The 15,711-nt window shown below is 62.4% G+C and carries 13 protein-coding genes and 1 tRNA gene; 11 read left to right on the top strand and 3 right to left on the bottom strand.

Translation table 11 applies throughout. The features are described 5' to 3' along the window. Positions 1–21 precede the first annotated feature (21 nt). Positions 22–585, top strand: a complete 564-nt coding sequence (locus AC6I97_RS02010; protein WP_497943950.1) for a hypothetical protein — start codon at positions 22–24, stop codon at positions 583–585. A 71-nt stretch (positions 586–656) separates the two neighbouring features. Here the strand turns inward: AC6I97_RS02010 and AC6I97_RS02015 are convergent, their stop codons facing one another. Next, the gene (locus AC6I97_RS02015; RefSeq protein ID WP_497946880.1) at positions 657–2,033 is read right to left on the bottom strand and encodes a flavin monoamine oxidase family protein; all 1,377 of its coding nucleotides are present in this window, start codon (positions 2,031–2,033) and stop codon (positions 657–659) included. A 107-nt stretch (positions 2,034–2,140) separates the two neighbouring features. Here AC6I97_RS02015 and AC6I97_RS02020 point away from each other — a divergent pair, with 107 nt between their 5' ends. Then, positions 2,141–2,875, top strand: coding sequence for a TetR/AcrR family transcriptional regulator (locus tag AC6I97_RS02020; protein WP_497943951.1), 735 nt, complete (start codon positions 2,141–2,143; stop codon positions 2,873–2,875). 55 nt (positions 2,876–2,930) lie between these two features. On the opposite strand, the gene AC6I97_RS02025 is transcribed toward AC6I97_RS02020, so the two are convergent. Further along, positions 2,931–3,923 carry an SMP-30/gluconolactonase/LRE family protein gene (locus AC6I97_RS02025; RefSeq protein WP_497943952.1) on the bottom strand — a complete coding sequence of 331 codons (993 nt, stop codon included), beginning with the start codon at positions 3,921–3,923 and terminating at the stop codon, positions 2,931–2,933. A 187-nt stretch (positions 3,924–4,110) separates the two neighbouring features. Between AC6I97_RS02025 and AC6I97_RS02030 the strand changes: the two genes are divergently transcribed. The 3 genes from AC6I97_RS02030 (at position 4,111) to AC6I97_RS02040 (ending at position 7,396) form a co-directional block, all read left to right on the top strand. Then, a complete protein-coding gene (locus AC6I97_RS02030) occupies positions 4,111–5,238 on the top strand; it encodes an L-talarate/galactarate dehydratase (protein ID WP_497943953.1) in 1,128 nt (375 codons plus the stop codon). Between the two features lie 10 nt (positions 5,239–5,248). Then, complete coding sequence (locus AC6I97_RS02035; protein ID WP_497943954.1) at positions 5,249–5,947, top strand: FadR/GntR family transcriptional regulator; 699 nt, start codon at positions 5,249–5,251, stop codon at positions 5,945–5,947. 159 nt (positions 5,948–6,106) lie between these two features. Continuing rightward, entirely contained in the window at positions 6,107–7,396 is a 1,290-nt protein-coding gene (locus tag AC6I97_RS02040) for a DDE-type integrase/transposase/recombinase (protein ID WP_497943955.1), read from the top strand. Between the two features lie 147 nt (positions 7,397–7,543). On the opposite strand, the gene AC6I97_RS02045 is transcribed toward AC6I97_RS02040, so the two are convergent. Continuing rightward, positions 7,544–7,626 (bottom strand) — tRNA-Leu (locus AC6I97_RS02045). A 386-nt stretch (positions 7,627–8,012) separates the two neighbouring features. On the opposite strand from AC6I97_RS02045, the gene AC6I97_RS02050 reads away from it, so the two are divergent. The 6 genes from AC6I97_RS02050 to AC6I97_RS02075 are packed head-to-tail and all read left to right on the top strand — an operon-like array spanning position 8,013 to position 15,706. Continuing rightward, positions 8,013–8,762, top strand: coding sequence for an FHA domain-containing protein (locus tag AC6I97_RS02050; protein ID WP_216924342.1), 750 nt, complete (start codon positions 8,013–8,015; stop codon positions 8,760–8,762). A gap of 5 nt (positions 8,763–8,767) precedes the next feature. Further along, positions 8,768–9,247, top strand: a complete 480-nt coding sequence (locus AC6I97_RS02055; protein ID WP_224095160.1) for an FHA domain-containing protein FhaB/FipA — start codon at positions 8,768–8,770, stop codon at positions 9,245–9,247. 3 nt (positions 9,248–9,250) lie between these two features. Continuing rightward, entirely contained in the window at positions 9,251–10,978 is a 1,728-nt protein-coding gene (locus tag AC6I97_RS02060; RefSeq protein ID WP_309930378.1) for a protein phosphatase 2C domain-containing protein, read from the top strand. Continuing rightward, the gene (locus AC6I97_RS02065; RefSeq protein WP_224165946.1) at positions 10,975–12,405 is read left to right on the top strand and encodes an FtsW/RodA/SpoVE family cell cycle protein; all 1,431 of its coding nucleotides are present in this window, start codon (positions 10,975–10,977) and stop codon (positions 12,403–12,405) included. The genes AC6I97_RS02060 and AC6I97_RS02065 overlap by 4 nt, the downstream gene beginning before the upstream one ends. Beyond that, positions 12,402–13,859: a penicillin-binding transpeptidase domain-containing protein gene (locus tag AC6I97_RS02070; RefSeq protein WP_224094524.1), complete on the top strand. Its 1,458-nt coding sequence runs from the start codon at positions 12,402–12,404 to the stop codon at positions 13,857–13,859. Before AC6I97_RS02065 ends, AC6I97_RS02070 begins: the two co-directional genes overlap by 4 nt. Continuing rightward, positions 13,856–15,706, top strand: coding sequence for a protein kinase domain-containing protein (locus AC6I97_RS02075; RefSeq protein ID WP_224094523.1), 1,851 nt, complete (start codon positions 13,856–13,858; stop codon positions 15,704–15,706). The genes AC6I97_RS02070 and AC6I97_RS02075 overlap by 4 nt, the downstream gene beginning before the upstream one ends. Positions 15,707–15,711: the final 5 nt, after the last annotated feature.

Genomic DNA, 15,711 nt, shown 5'->3' on the forward strand with positions numbered 1-15,711 from the left:
TACTCGCCTGGAGGTGGTCAAATGCCCGCCATGATGCTCCTGTGGGGCCTAGCCTTGGTGCTCGCAACAGCGGCAACAACGTTCGTCCTCCACAGAAAACTCACGCATGGGCGCGGCCCGGAACCGGACACGATCTTCTGGGATCTCTTCGCCGGCCTGGTTGTGATTCTTCCGGCCATCCTGGTTCCCGCAGTGGAATGGGCGCCGGCCGGACTGATCATGGTCTTCGTCGGGATGACCGCTGCAGCAGCAACGCTGGCTACCAGCCGCAAGGTTGACCGTCTCCACGCAGCCGAGCCCCGGCGTCGTCGTGGTTTTGCCAAAACTGCCGCACGCCACGCGAGCGTCCTCCAGCAGTGGCAGCGCTACGAACTCGATCCCGGGCAGGCAATAGATTTCCCGGCAATGACGGACGTCAGGATGGCCGAGACAGCTGCCCTTGCCCGCGCCATGCGGGAGGCTGAACGCTGCCGGGTGACACCCGGGACTGACTACCAGGCCGCCGTCGAGCGCCTGGCCCAAGCACTCATCGAAGCGGAGCGTGCGGCAGGGGTGCCGAGGGCCGGACAACCCGCGCCGAGGTGACACTTAACACCAGTGCCAGGCGCGAACATGGGTGTTAAGTGCCATCTCGGCGCGTGTCCCAGGCGCTTTGCCTAGCCGACCGGCAGCGCGCTCAACTTGTTGGCCTTGACGATCCGGGCAGCGGTTGCCTGGCCCATCCGGACCGCGCCGTCCACATGCTGGTAGCCCTCCGCGGCGAGGTCCGACGAGGACCAGTAGATCGGTCCGACGTTGGCGTGCTGGTCCTTGCCGTAGCGGTGCAGGCCGCCGAGATCGTAGCTGGAGGCGTATGCGCCGCGGGTCCATTCCTCCGAGCCCCAGTCTGATTCGTAGTAGACCTCGGGGGTGAGGGCCTTGTCGCCGAGGAAGCCGGCGATGGACTGGAGGACGGCCTTCTTGCGGTCTTCGGCGCTGAGCTCGAACACGGCGTCGGCTTTTTCATCGGAAATGAAGCCCACCAACGTGCCGCGGGAGTCGCCGTGGTTGGTGTTGTCGTAGACCTCCTGCACCAAGGCGCCGGCGCTGAAACCGGTGCCCGAGAGGCCTTCTTCGCGCCAGAACGGCGTGCTGTACACAGCATGAACCTTGATGACCAGGCCCAGTGACTGGTGCTGGTGCATCTGGTGCTGGCGGCGCGGCAGCGGCGGGTTGAAGGAAACACGCGAGTACAGGTTTGGCGGCACCGCCATGATGACGTACCGCGCGTTCACCGTGGCTCGCTCAGAGTCAACCGTCACGCGGTCGACGTCCCAGTTGATGGTGCGAACAGGGCTGTTAAGCACGACGTCGGAACCCAGCTCGGCGGCCTGGAGCAGCGAAACCTGCTGCATGCCACCAATGACGCGCTTGTCCAGGATGAAGTCTTCGTCCGTCAGGTGCGTGAAGGACCCTGCGGAAGCGGCCATGAGGACGGCCTGCAGCGCAGAGAAGGCGTGGGCAGGCTTGGTCAGCATGCCGCCGGCGATGAAGAGGCCGATGTTGTTGCAGGCTTCTTCATCATTGGAGTTCTGGCGGAGCCAGTGGTGGAAGGAGATGGTGTCCAGTTCGCGGGCCTTGGGGTGTGCCCAGGGCTCGGTGGGACCGATCTCCGCGGCGAGCCCGTCCAGGATGGCAACGAGCTTGTCCATCTCGGCCTTGGTGTGCTCGTTAACGGGGAAGGTGTCACCCGTGTACTGGACGCGCTTGCCGTCTGCGCCGATGTAGACGGACTCGCCGTCGCGGTAGCGCGGGTACATTTTCAGTCCCATCTCGTCCAGCAGGTCCATGAGGGCCGTCTGGTCCGGGGAAACCCACTGGCCGCCGATTTCCAGCATGGCGCCGTCAATGGTGTCGGTCCAGGTGCGGCCGCCCACGCGGTCGCGTGCTTCGAGCACTGCGACGCTGAGTCCGGCCTTCTTCAGTTCGCGTGCCGCCGTCAACCCTGACGGTCCGGCACCGACGATCACAACGTCGCGATCAAGATTCTGCATGATGTCCTCTCCGTGGCCGTCCTTGGTGGCTGACCAATAAATGAATGCCATTCATTTATATTCGATAATAGCCGCCAAGTCCGCGAGTGGGAAGACCCGATGGAATAATGCTGGAGATACAGGCAGCAGAAAGGCTTCCGATGCCCGCACCCACACCCGCGCCCGAACCCGAGCCGGGCGCTGCCCCAGCTTCCGCCAGCAAGGCGCGGCGGCGCGCCGGACGGCCCATGGCACGCATCCTGGACCAGAACGGCATCACGACGGCGGCCCTGGAGTTAATCAGCAGCAAGGGTTACGACGGTCTCACCATGGCAGCCCTGGCACGTTCGCTGGGCGTGGCGCCATCCGCCCTCTACAACCACGTAGCCTCCAAGGACGACGTGCTCTTGCTGGTGGAGGACCACTTGGCCGCGATGGTTGATGTGTCCGCTTTTGGTGTGGAGCCGTGGGATGTGGCCGTGCGCCGCTGGGCATGGTCCTACCGGGATGTGTTTTCGCAGCACACGCCGCTGATTCCCGTTATTGCCGTACTTCCGGTGGCGAACGCTCCGAAGACCCTGGCGATGTACGAGGCCGTGACCGCCGGATTCCGCGACGCCGGGTTCCCGGAAGAGAAGATCATTTCGGCGATTGTTGCGTTGGAGGCCTTCGTGTTCGGGGCCGCATACGACGTCACCGCGCCGGAAGACATTTTCGACGCCGGCTCGCTTGCGGACCAGGTGCCCAACTTCACGGCAGCCGTGGACAGGCTCGCCTTGGAGCGCCATCCACGGCCGACCGACGTTGCTTTTAGCTTGGGGCTTGAGGCGCTGATCACCGGGTTCGGGGCGCTGCGAGAGTAGTTTTTGAGGAGGTCGTCAGCGGCCCCTTCCGCCGCGCCCTACCGGGTTAGTACATCTAGCGGGCGCCAACCACCACGACCTCGAACGTTGTGGACCCCGGCTGGAAGAACTTTGCGTTCACCACGGCGAGCGTGTCACCGAACAGGGCCGCCGTCGTCGGAGTCTGGAAGAGCCCACTGGTGATGACGCCCTTCAGCTTCCCGGATTCCTGGTCATCGTCCAAAACGAACCTGCTGACCTGGTTGAGCATGTTCTGCACCGCCCAAAGCTGGTTGCCCTTAACTACGATGCCATCAACGGCGGGAACGCTGACGCCCTCGATTATTTCGCTTGCACCCGTTGCAGGGTCGACCGTGTAGAGGGCGCCGTTTCCTGAATGGGCGACGATGAGGCTCTCGCCGTCCGGAGTTGCTGCGATGCCGTTGAGGTTGAACTGCGACGAGGTGTCAGCTGCGGGACCGGACAGAGGAAGTGTCCGGACGCTGCCGAGTTCGCCGTCCTGCCCAACCGGAACAAGGTACAGTTCAGCGGCCACGGAATTCGTGAACCAGGCGCCTTCAGGGGTCAGCGCGACGTCGTTGATAAACGCTGGACCGGTGGTCAGTTGGAGCACGGCGACGGTCTGGCCGGTATCTGTGTTGTAGACGTAAGCTTGCCCGGTCCCACCCCCAGCGACGAACAACAGGCTGTTGCCCACATCCGCGGTCATCCCGACAGCGGCCCGGCCATCAGGCACGTCGATGAAAAGTGACGCCGTTTGCTGGCGGACGTCGCCGCGGAAGATGTCTCCGTTTCCAAAGTCTCCGGCGTAGAACGTCGTTCCTGCGCCGGCGGCAATTCCTTCGGCCGATGAGGCTCCAGGCAGGGGGATGAGGTAATCCGCGGCCCGGGCGGCAGAGGCCAGCGGCGCGGGGCCGAAGAAGGCCGCGAGCACAAGGGCGACTACGCCCGCGAAGACGCGGCGCACAGCCCTGGTTAGGGGCTGTGACGGGTCTCGGCGCAGGAATCTGCCCCGAGCTATGACAGTGCTGTGGTTTGAGTGACGCATGATGCTCCCTGGATCAGGTTCCGGCGGAACACGTCCCCGCCATCTGCGGGAGCTCCGCCGATTGTGCTGTCAGTCTAGGCACCGGCCTGACGGCGTGCCAGAGCTTGCGGAACATAATCTCTTGTACTACAAGTTAATGACTTGTATCCTAAGTTTCAGGCAAAGATGCCCGCACCTTAGGAGAACCATGAGCCCTGTAGATCTCATTCGCCACATCAAACTGTCAACGGCCCGTTTGCCCCTCACCGTGCCCATCAGCGACGCCAAGGTGTTCACGGGCCGCCAGAAGCCGATGACCGAAGTAGTGTTCCTCTTCGCCGAGATCACCACGGAGCAAGGCCACAGCGGCATAGGGTTCAGCTACTCAAAACGCGCCGGCGGTCCCGCACAGTACGCCCACGCGAAGGAAGTTGCCGAGGGCATCATTGGCGAGGACCCCAACGACATCGGCAGGATCTACACCAAGCTTCTCTGGGCCGGAGCCTCTGTGGGCCGCTCGGGCGTTGCAACCCAGGCCCTGGCTGCCATCGACATCGCGCTGTACGACCTCAAAGCCAAACGCGCCGGACTCCCCCTTGCCAAACTGCTGGGCTCCTATCGCGACTCCGTGCAGACCTACAACACCTCCGGCGGCTTCCTCAACGCCACGTTGGAAGAGGTCAAGGCACGCGCGACGCAGTCCATTGAAGAAGGCATTGGTGGCATCAAGATCAAGGTTGGCCTCCCGGATTCCAAGGAAGACCTCCGTCGCGTGGCCGGCGTCCGCGAGCACATCGGCTGGGACGTACCGCTCATGGTGGACGCCAACCAACAGTGGGACCGTGCGACTGCCCTGCGCATGGGCCGCCAGCTTGAGGAATTCAACCTCATTTGGATCGAAGAGCCGCTGGACGCCTACGATTTTGAGGGCCATGCGCACCTTGCCCAGGTTTTGGATACGCCCATCGCCACGGGCGAGATGCTGGCCTCCGTGGCGGAACACAAGGGCCTTATCAACGCCAACAGTTGCGACATCATCCAGCCCGATGCACCCCGCGTTGGCGGCATAACCCAGTTCCTGCGCCTCGCTGCCCTTGCGGATGAGCGCGGTCTTGGCCTGGCTCCGCACTTTGCCATGGAGATCCACCTGCACTTGGCCGCTGCCTATCCGCGGGAACCCTGGGTGGAGCACTTCGATTGGCTGGATCCCCTCTTCGAGGAACGCCTGGAGACCAAAAATGGCCGGATGATCGTTCCGGACCGCCCCGGACTGGGCGTTACGCTGAGCGGGCAGGCCCGCGCCTGGACCACCGAATCCGTGGAATTCGGCGCGTAATCTTGAACCCATGAGCCGAAACCTGACCGCGGATCTCGCCGCCGACCTTCGCACCCGCATCGTCGACGGCGTCATCCAGCCAGGTGAGAAACTCCCCAGCGAAAACACACTCATCAGCGAATTCGGCGTCAGCCGGACAGTGGTCCGCTCCGCCCTGACCCGTCTGCAGGCTGAAGGACTTGTCGAAACTGAACGTGGACGGGGCAGTTTCGCACTGACCCCGCCGGCGGACGGCCCTACGCAGGCCCCCGGAACCCGTCAGGTATCCAGCATGGAAGAGCGGCTGCAGATGCTCGACTTCCGGATCGGCGTCGAGACCGAAGCAGCAGCCTTGGCGGCCCTGAACCACACGGGCCATCAATTGAAGGCAGTGCATGGTGCACTGGAGCAATTCACCGCGAGTTCGGGCCACCCGGCCCAGTCCATGAAGGCTGACTTCGAATTCCACCGGGCCGTTGCTGCAGCGTCAGGCAATCCCTTTTATACGGACTGCATCACCGCCCTGGGTCAAACAATGATCACCATGCCACGCACGCGCCTCCTGGGCAGTGAAGAGCAGGACTCCCGGGAACGGTTCGAACAAGTGGTCCACGAGCACTCCTCTATATACGCAGCCATCGCCGACGGCGACCCCGCCGCTGCCGCGGCAGCGATGCGCCTTCACCTGAGCAATTCACGACGCCGGTTCAAGGGTTCGCCGCGCGGCTGACCTCCCGCTTCGCAGCCCAACTGAGTCGCATTAGTGCGCGTTTAGAGCCGTCTAAACGCGTGTGAAGTCTCAAGACTTAATGGACACTTATGTCTCATGACTTCGTGGACAGTGTGTCTCAGGACTTCGTAGACACTCGGTGCGGGTTTGCTCGGTTTCATGAGCAAACCCGCACCGAAGTTGAGCGTCCGTCAAGCAGTCGCGTTGTGGCCGACTGATGCCCCTCGGGGTGAAGTCAGCAAGTTCTGCAAGAAGCACGGGGTCTCACGGGCTTGGTTTTACAAAGTCCGGGCAGAAGCCGAAATTGCGGGCCCGGTGGAGGCCTTGGCAACGAAGCGGCCAGTTCCGTTCACGAGCCCCACGGCGACGGCCCCGGCGATGATCGAACTCCTCTTGGCCACACGGGCAGCGTTGGAAAAAGGAGGCTACGATCACGGCCCTTTGTCGGTGATCGCGACCCTGTCCCGCAAAGGCTTCGCGCCACCATCCAGAGCGACCGTGGCCAGGATCTTCAGCCGCGCCGGTGTCGTCATCCCCGAGCCGCGGAAGAAGCCACACAACGCTCAGAAACGGTTCGTCTACCCGCAGCCGAACGCATGCTGGCAGATCGACGCAACCGAGTGGCCGCTCGCGAACGGGAAGAAGGTGGCGATCTTTCAACTCATCGATGACCACTCCCGCTTGGCCTTGGCATCTCTGGTCGCGACCGGGGAAACGAGCGAGGCCGCCATCGCCGTCGTGTCCCTGGCCATCGAACGTCACGGCGTGCCGGAGAAATTCCTCTCCGACAACGGTGCAGCGCTGAATCCAACCCGCCGCGGACGCACCGGAGCGCTCGTGGAATACCTCAAATCCCATGGGGTCGAACCCATCACCGGCAAACCTGGGAAGCCGACCACCCAAGGCAAGAACGAACGCTTCCACTTCACCCTGCACCGCTACCTGCGTAAGCAGCCACCGGCCACGACCATGGCCATCCTGCAAGCCCAGATCGACACCTTCGACCAGTACTACAACACCGAACGCGAACACCAGGCACTGCCAGGGAAACAGACCCCGGAGGAAGCCTGGCACGCGACCCCGAAGACTCCTGCTCCCGCCCTGCCCGAGCCTGCGGTGACCATCCATGAGCAACGTCAAAGCGAACAACGCCGCGTCACCAAGGGCGGCCGTGTCACCGTGTTCGGGACGGCCTTCAACATGGGCAAGGAACTAGCCGGCACCGCCGTGCACATCATCTACGACAGCACCACGGTGATGTTCTTCGATGCCCACGGCACCGAGATCATCACGCACCCCATCCCCGTCAAAGGCACGCTCTACGTCGGCAACGGCAAACCCTCAGGAGTCGCTGCTGACCCTCGAGGCACACGAAGCAAACGAACCAAATACCCGCCACTAAAAGACCGCCGGAAACCGCTCAACCACGAAGTGTCCACGAAGTCCTGAGACATGAAGTGTCCACAGTGTCATGAGACATGAAGTGTCTACGAAGTCCTGAGACATCACAACGGCTCTAAACGCGCACTAATGCGACCCAGTTGGGGGAAACAACAAAAGAGCCCCGATCCTAAGACCGGGGCTCTTTCAATTGCGTGCGCGAGGGGGGATTTGAACCCCCACACCCTTTCGGATACTGGCACCTGAAGCCAGCGCGTCTGCCGTTCCGCCACTCGCGCGCAACTTCTTTTTCAGGATTTCCACCGGTCTCCCAGCTTCGTTTCCTTCAAAAGCAGCGAGATCAAGCATAACGGACATTCCAGACAAAACACCAATCGAGTCCCTGCCGGGCTGTGCGCAACGCTGCTGGGAGGTGCCCAAGCCGTACAACTTTTGCTTAACGGCACGGAAATTTCACCCCCTGGCTCCCCCGGCAGAACGGGCCGGAATCGAACTTTTCCGCGTCGTAAGGCGTTGTGGATTAAGGCCATTCCCAGACACTCCCAGTAGTATCGGGAAGTGGAAGGGCCGTTCGGCGCTCACTTTGCTGTGTGCGTGGACGGGTCGAAGCACCGAGTATTGAACCAGGCACAGTGGGTGCCGCGGCGAGGAAAGGAGAAGGACCATGGGTTTGCTGGACAAAGTCGAGCGCGGCATTGAAAAGGCTGTCCGCAATGTCTTCTCCACGGGGTCGCGGGCACGTGTTGAGCCTGTGGAAATCGCGAGCAAGCTACGGCGCGAGCTGGACAATAAGTCCATCACCATCGCAGCCGGCCGCACCCTCGCCCCCAATGTGTTCGATGTCCTCCTCAGCGACGAAGATTTTGGACGTGCCCAGGAGTGGGGGACTCCACTGGCTGAGGAACTGTGCGATGTGGTCATCCAGCACGTTCGCAGCCAGGGCTACACTCTCCAGGGCGCGGTCCGGATTTCGTTCCGTCGAAATGAGGAGGAACGCGCCGGTCACTTCGAAATAACTTCCCGGACCGAGAAATCCTCCGACGACGCCGCTGCCGCACCACAAGCCCCGCGGCCGAATGTTCCAGCTGCACCCGCCCGGCAGCCCACCCGACTCCAGCCTGTCCTGGACATTGCCGGCCAGCGCTATTCCCTCAATGCCCAGTCGGTCGTGCTGGGCCGCTCTTCGGAAGCGGACATCCTGGTGGATGACACCGGAGTTTCCAGGAAGCACCTTGAGGTCCGCACCCAGAACGGCACTACGTGGGCCGTTGACCTTGGTTCCACCAATGGCAGTTACGTCAACGGTCACAAGGTGGACGGCAGCGTGGAGCTCACTGACGGCTCAACCATCACGATGGGACGTACCAAGATCATTTTCCGCCTCCTCCCCCAGACCCTGGGTGGCCACGCGTGAACGACATCAGCGAACTGACCATCACGGCACTTCGCTTCGGTTTCCTGCTGTTGCTGTGGGTCTTGATCTTCAGCATCGTGTCCACCATGCGCCGCGACTTCCAGATCGGCCGCAAGGCTGTGACCGGAGCCCCCACAGCACGCGAGGTCCGCAAGCACCCCGAATTGGCAGCTTCCCCGCCGCCCGCCATCCAGCATGCGCGCAATTTGGTGGTCACTGAGGGCCCCCTCAAGGGCACCACACTTCCCTTGGCGGCAAGCCCCATCCTGTTGGGCCGCGCGCAGGAAGCCACGCTGGTCCTGGAAGACGACTACGCTTCCGGCCGGCATGCGCGCTTGTTCCCGCAGGGCAGCCGCTGGTTCATTGAGGACCTTGGGTCCACCAACGGCACCTACCTGGCCGATCAGCAGCTCACCCGTGCCCTGCCGGTGGAGCTTGGCGTTCCCGTGAGAATCGGCAAGACGGTTATTGAATTGAGGCCGTAGTCCATGGCCTCTCCCGAGACCCCGGAAGGCAAGGAAACGCCTGCGGAGCGCCCACTCATCATGCGCTACGCCGCGCGATCCGACGTCGGACGGATCCGCTCCAAGAATGACGACTCCGCGTATGTGGGCCGCCATCTTGCAGTCGTTGCCGATGGCATGGGTGGACATGCAGGCGGAGACGTCGCCTCGGCCTCCACGGTGCTGGACATGATCCACCTCGACCATGATGACTACCCCGAGGGCGCCGATACGATCCTCGCCGATGAGATCCAGACCGCCAATTCGCTGCTGTCCGAGCTGGTTCATCAGAATCCCAAGCTTTCCGGCATGGGCACCACCGTCACCGCCCTGCTCCTCGAGGGCCGCAAACTCCATTTCGCCCACATCGGCGATTCCCGGGCCTACCGCCTGCGGAACAAGAAGTTTGAGCAAGTCAGCATTGACCACACGTTCGTTCAACGCCTTATTGATGAAGGCCGGCTCCGCCCCGAAGAAGCCGAAACACATCCCCACAAGAACGTCCTGATGCGCGTCCTGGGTGACGTCGACGCCAGCCCTGAGCTGGACTTGGATGCCCTCGACGTCGAACCGGGCGAACGCTGGTTGCTCTGCTCGGATGGCCTCAACTATGTGGCAGGGCACGTGGTGGAGCGGGTATTCCGGGAAACCAAGGACCTGCGGGAATGCGCAGAAATCCTCGTTAATCTCACGTTGGAAGCCGGCGCTCCGGACAACGTCACCGTGGTCGTGCTGGAAATCGTTGAGGAGACCGTCGACGACGTCAACACGGCCGCCGTCGACGTCGTTCCTCCTGCGGCGCTTGCCGCGGTGGACGGGCCGGAATCATCTGCTGCAGGCAAGCCGACGGAAGGTCCCTCCGCCACCAAGCCCGCAGACGCCAGTCCGGGCGAGCTTAAGGCAACAGCGGCTAACGATGGCAAGGTTGCCGACGCCGGTTCATCTTCCAGCCCTGTCGACCCAACAGCGGAGGGCGGCCCAGCTGCGGAGGGCGGCCCAGCTGCGGAGAAGGCTGAGTCCGCTGACGAAGACGGAACCTCCAAAGAACCGCCCACCACTACTGACCCGCATCTGGGTGAGCATCTTTCCGCCGAAGTCCTCCGAGAGGAACTCGCCAGCCGTCCCCATGAGCTCGTGGGTGCTGCAGCTACGGCGGCCGAGACCGGATCCATCCCCACTGTGGCAGGCCGTACCGTTGCTCGACGTGCGGCTACTGTGCTCACCCACAAAGCCGAACAGGATCGTCTGGAAGTCGAAGAACCGGCACGACGCCGCATCCGCTGGCTCATGCCCGCCGTCGCAGCTGTTGTTGTGCTCGGCGTCGTGGTGGGCCTATGGCTTGGCTACGCCTGGACGCAGACCCGCTATTACGTTGGAGAGTACGATTCCCGTGTAGCAATCTTCAACGGCATTTCGCAGCGGCTCGGCCCCATCCAGTTGTCCCGGCTCGAGGCTGTCACCGACCTCCGTGTTGAGTCCCTTCCCGAGTATGGTCAACAGAGTGTTCGGCAGACCGTTCCTGCGGGAGACCTTGATGATGCGCAACGTATTGTGGAGAACCTGAAGAACTACGGCAGTACGTCGGGAACCTGCCCCAGCACCACTCCTTCCCCGACTCCGTCAGCGACAACCAGTGTTCCAATTCCCAGTACAGCGGCCATTGCCAGCCCTACGCCTTCGCCCGTACCGACTCCCTGTGAGGCGGCAAAATGATCCAGACTGAGACCGCGGCCAAACCGCGCCGCAATGTTGAGCTGGTGCTCATCGTGCTTGCGCTTGCCGTTGGCATCGGCGCCAGTGCTCTGGTGAGCATCAATTCCGAAAGTGGACTCGACAGTGACTTCTGGTTCCAATCGAGCCTGCTTGCTGTCGCTGCCTTTGCCTTCCACGTAGTCCTGAGGTTGCGCGCTAAGTATGCCGATCCAGTAATACTTCCGATCGTTGTTGCCTTGAACGGGCTCGGACTCGCTTTGATCCACCGCATGGACGGGCCCGGGGACGATACCGGTAATAACCAGCTCCGTTGGACGCTTATTGCCATGGCGGTATCCATCGCTGTGATTTGGTTCCTCAAGGACCACCGCATCTTGCGGCGGTTTACCTACATTTCCTTGGCAGCGAGTGCTTTCCTTCTGATTTTGCCGCTCGTTCCGGGCATCTCTGCCGGTGAAGTACTGGGTGCGAGCGTGTGGATCAGGATCGGCCCGATGACGTTCCAGCCAGGCGAAATTGCCAAGATCACCCTGGCAATATTCTTCGCCGGGTATCTGTCCTCCAACCGGGACCTCATCCTGCTGGCCGGACGGAAAATCGGCCCCATGCAATTCCCGCGGTTCAAGGACCTGGGTCCCATGATCACTGCCTGGTTGGTGAGCATTGGCGTCCTCGTATTCCAGCGCGACCTCGGATCGTCAGTCCTGTTCTTCGGCCTCTTCATTGTGATGATCTACGTCGCTACGAGCCGCATCTCATGGGTGGTGATCGGCCTTGCCCTGATACTTGGGGGCGGATTCATTGCTTCCAGGATCTTCTCGCACGTTGCCTTCAGGATCGATAGCTGGATCAACGCGTTCACTCCCGAAGTCTTTGGCAGGTCACCCGGTGGCAGCGGGCAGATCGTCCAAGGCCTGTTCGGCATGGCTGACGGCGGCCTTGTGGGCACAGGCCTTGGCCAAGGCCGGCCGGACCTGGTGCCCTTCGCCAACAGCGACATGATCGTGGCACTCATTGGCGAAGAACTCGGCCTCATCGGCCTGTTCGCTGTCGTGATGCTCTACCTGTTGCTTTTTACCCGCGGTTTCCGCGCCGCACTCGGCACCCGGGATGCGTTCGGCAAGTTGCTGGCGTGCGGGCTCTCCTTCGCAATCGCGCTCCAGTGCTTCGTGGTCATCGGCGGCGTCACCAGACTTATTCCGCTGACCGGCCTCACCACGCCATTCCTGGCCGCCGGTGGATCCTCCCTCCTGGCCAACTGGATAATCGTCGGCCTCCTGCTCATGATCTCCAACACGGCCCGCGGGCCCATAGATACCACTCCGATGGTGAATAAACCTCCTGCAAGCAGCACCAACCCGGCCGCCCGCAAGTCAGCTTCCGTACCCACGCCGGGCGCGCCCACGGAAGCGGTGAAGCATCCATGAACCAGGCAATTAGAAGTTCGTGGATGGCTGCCGTCGCCATGTTCGCCTTGATTTTCGGCGCCATCAGCTATGTCCAGGTCATTGGCGCTGACGATCTCAACGCCAATCCATGGAATCAGCGGGCAATCCTGGCAACATTCTGCAACGACCGCGGGGCGATCATCGTCGCCGGTAAACCGATTGCAGAGTCCGTTCCGGGTAACGAGTCCTGCGCGTTCCAACGCAAGTACACCCAGCCGGAACTTTATGCGGGCATCACGGGATACTTCTCCAGGGGATTTGGTTCCACCGGGCTCGAACAGTCCCTCAGCGACCAGTTGGCCGGCAACTCCGACCAACTGTTCCTGGACCGCGTCAGCCAGATGTTCCTTGGCAATGAGCCCAAGGGCGCCTCTGTGGAACTCACGCTCGATCCCGCCATCCAGCAGCTTGCCTACGACCTCATCCCCGAGGGCCAGCGTGGCTCGATCGTTGTGACCAACCCGAAAACCGGCGCCATCCTTGCCATGGTTTCCAAGCCGTCCTACGACCCCAACCTGATTGCTACACACGACACCGCTGCCGCAGCGGCCAACTACGCCGAGCTGAACAAGATTCCCGGCATCAACTTGAACCAGAACCTCAGCGGGCCTACGGGTAACTTGTTGTCCCCGGGCTCGGTGTTCAAGCTCGTGGACACTGCGGCCGCCCTGAATTCCGGCAAGTACAACAAGGACAGCGAACTGCCGAACCCCAGCAGCCTGCCCTTGCCTGGATCCAGTGCGAGCCTGCCCAACTACGCCGGCGGCAACTGCAACGTCCGCGAAACGGCAACGTTCTCTTTCGCCCTGGAACAGTCATGCAACACTCCCTTTGCGAGCATCGCGCTGGACCTGGGCCAGGACGCCATCCGGGATCAGGCAGAGAAGTTCGGCTTCGGGGACACCTTCGGCGAGCAGCTCAAGCTCCAGCAGGCCATCAGCGTCTTCCCGAAGGACCTGGACCAGGCCCAGCTTGCCCAGTCCTCAGTGGGGCAGCGCGACGTCAAGGCAACCCCGCTCCAGATCAACCTGATGACTGCGGCAATTGCCAACGGTGGTGTGCAGATGAAGCCCAACCTGGTCAAGACAGTCCGTGCGCCCGACCTCCGGGTGATCAGCGAGTTCAAGCCAGAGGCCCTGCGCACCAGCACGACCCAACCCATCGCGAACCAGATCACCCAGTGGATGAGCAGCGCGGTCTCCAACGGCATCGCCAGCGGCGCTGCTGTCCCGGGGGTCCAGGTAGCCGGTAAGACGGGTACCGCCGAGCTCGGCGATTCAGGTTTGAACAACTCTTGGTTCACCGGGTTCGCCCCGGCGAACGATCCGCAAGTGGCCGTCACCATCGTCATGGAAGGTGTGGATGTGCTCACAGGCGCCAAGCTAACCAGTCCGAACGCAAAGAAGATTTTTGAGGCGGTGTTGAATAAGTGAGACCTACTTCGGGAATCACACTCGGCGGCAGGTTCCAGCTGACCAGTCGCATTGCGATTGGCGGCATGGGCGAGGTCTGGAAGGCCAAGGACCAGATCCTGGGCAGGATCGTTGCCATCAAGGTGCTCAAGGAGGAATACACCGGGGACCCCGGCTTCCTCCAGCGCTTCCGCGCCGAAGCCCGCCACACAGCACTCCTTAACCACGTGGGTATTGCCAACGTCTTCGATTACGGCGAAGAAGCCGGCTCGGCGTACCTCGTCATGGAACTGGTGCCCGGCCACCCGTTGAGCGGCATCCTTGAGCGCGAGCAGGTCCTGTCACCTGACATGACCCTTTCGATCATCTCCCAGACGGCGCGCGCACTGGCAGTGGCACATGCCCAGGGCCTGGTCCACCGCGACATCAAACCGGGCAACCTCCTGATCACGCCGGACAACCGCGTCAAGGTCACCGACTTCGGTATCGCCCGCCTGGCTGACCAGGTGCCGCTGACCCAGACCGGCCAGGTCATGGGCACCGCCCAGTACCTTGCTCCCGAGCAGGCAACAGGACAAACTGCCACCGGCTCGTCTGACATCTACTCGCTGGGCGTCATTGGCTACGAATGCCTCACCGGCCACCGTCCGTTCTCCGGTGAATCCCAGATCGCCATTGCCCTTGCACAGGTTAACGACGCTCCGCCACCACTTCCGGAGACGCTGCCCACGCCGGTGCGTGCCCTCCTGATGTCGATGCTCGCCAAGGATCCAAAGAACCGTCCAGCCAACGCCATCAAGCTGGCGGAGGCCGCCGAGGCTATCCGCAACGGCGATATCACCACTGCCCACGCCGCGGTGCCGGGTATGCTCCTCTTCGAAGCCGCTACCGGACCCATCACGGCACCGGTCAATACTGCTACGGCCCCCACCGGCGTCGTTACCTCGCCGTTTGGCAAGGAGCATTCCACGACGTCGACTTCCGCACTTCCGGTGCTCGGCGCAACCGCCGCCGTTGGAGGTGCAGCCGGTGCGGCTGTTGGAGCCGCCGGCGCTTCCGCGGACAACCATTTGGCGCGGGCGAATGCGCTGGAGGCAGAGCGGCAGCTGAACGACGAAGAAGAAGTCATCTACAGCGATGATGACAACTACGACGACGTCGAGCCTGAGCGTAAGAAGCGCAGCCCCTGGACCTGGCCACTCGTTGCCCTGATCCTGCTGGTGCTCTTCGCACTGGTTGGTTTCCTGATTTCACAGTCGGGCTTCTTCTCCCCGAATCCCGGTCCGGGCGAGTCCACCTCTGCAAGCGCAAGCCGGAGCGCAAGTCCAACGTCGCAATCGGCCACACCAACGCAGACGTCCCAGGCCCCCTCCCCGACACCGACGCAGTCCACCCCCCAGAAGATCAACCTGATCCCTGAGGAGTATCTTGGACAACCGTTTGAGACTGTCCGCAGCCAGCTTGTTGGATTGGGCCTGCAGGTCAACGGGCAGGAAGTGTTCAACACTGCCCCCGCCGGCACGGTAACTGACCTTAACCCCACGGGTCCCGTGGATCCAGGGGAAGTTATCACTGTCCAGTACTCCAAGGGTCCGGAAATGGTGTCCGTGCCCAGCATCGGGGTCGGCCTCAGCGAGGAAGAGGTGCGGGGACTGATCGAAGCAGCGAACCTGCGGTGGGTCCCGGGCGATCCCGTCAATGGCGCCGTCGGCCAGAAACCAGGCACCTTCGTACGGTCCGAGCCGGCCCCTGGAACAAAGGTTGCGGCTGGTTCGGTAGTCACATACCACCTGTCCAAGTCGCTTGTACCGAGCAATCCGACGTCCCCGAGCGCCAGCCCCAGCGGCTCCGGCAGCCCGAGCAACTAAGTAGC

Source organism: Arthrobacter sp. TmtSoilC48 (assembly GCF_059739425.1).